This window comes from Hydrotalea sp. AMD, assembly GCF_004100315.1.
Classification (GTDB): domain Bacteria; phylum Bacteroidota; class Bacteroidia; order Chitinophagales; family Chitinophagaceae; genus Hydrotalea; species Hydrotalea flava.
Genome location: NZ_SCKY01000107.1, coordinates 1 through 729, shown reverse-complemented (window position 1 = coordinate 729; position 729 = coordinate 1). Strand labels below are relative to the sequence as shown.

The 729-nt window shown below is 50.8% G+C and carries 2 rRNA genes; both read right to left on the bottom strand.

Features of this window, described 5'->3' with window-relative positions:
- Positions 1 to 84: ribosomal RNA gene (rrf, locus tag EO766_RS18325) — 5S ribosomal RNA — on the bottom strand; the annotation flags it as partial.
- Between the two features lie 218 nt (positions 85 to 302).
- Positions 303 to 729: ribosomal RNA gene (locus EO766_RS18320) — 23S ribosomal RNA — on the bottom strand; the annotation flags it as partial.

Below are 729 nucleotides of genomic sequence, written 5' to 3'. Positions count from 1 at the left end.
ATGCACACTATCATCGGCGCTAAGGCGTTTCACTGTCCTGTTCGGGATGGGAAGGAGTGGGACCACCTTGCTATGGTCGTCAGGCATAAAGGGGAGGCTGTAAAGGCGCACCACTCAAATGCTTGAGGGGGTTTTACTTGAATTTGGAAACGATGATGAGACACCGAGAGTTTGGGATTGCTGCAGATTGCGGGCAATTTTCAATACTTCACTGGTTTGATGCTCAAACCACTTCAGTGCTGTGTTACTACTTAACTTTTGTGTGTATGCGTTGTTGTGCTTGAAGCTCTACTTAATGCTATAGAGTCAAGCCGCACGGGCAATTAGTATTGGTTAGCTTAATGCATTACTGCACTTCCACACCCAACCTATCAACGTCCTGGTCTTGAACGGCCCTTCAGGAGGATCAAGTCCTCAGGGAAATCTAATCTTAAGGCAAGTTTCCCGCTTAGATGCTTTCAGCGGTTATCTCTTCCGCACTTAGCTACCCGGCGATGCCACTGGCGTGACAACCGGTACACCAGAGGTGCGTCCACTCCGGTCCTCTCGTACTAGGAGCAGCCCCCTTCAAATTTCCAACGCCCACGGCAGATAGGGACCAAACTGTCTCACGACGTTTTAAACCCAGCTCACGTACCTCTTTAAATGGCGAACAGCCATACCCTTGGGACCGGCTACAGCCCCAGGATGAGATGAGCCGACATCGAGGTGCCAAACACCGCCGTCGAT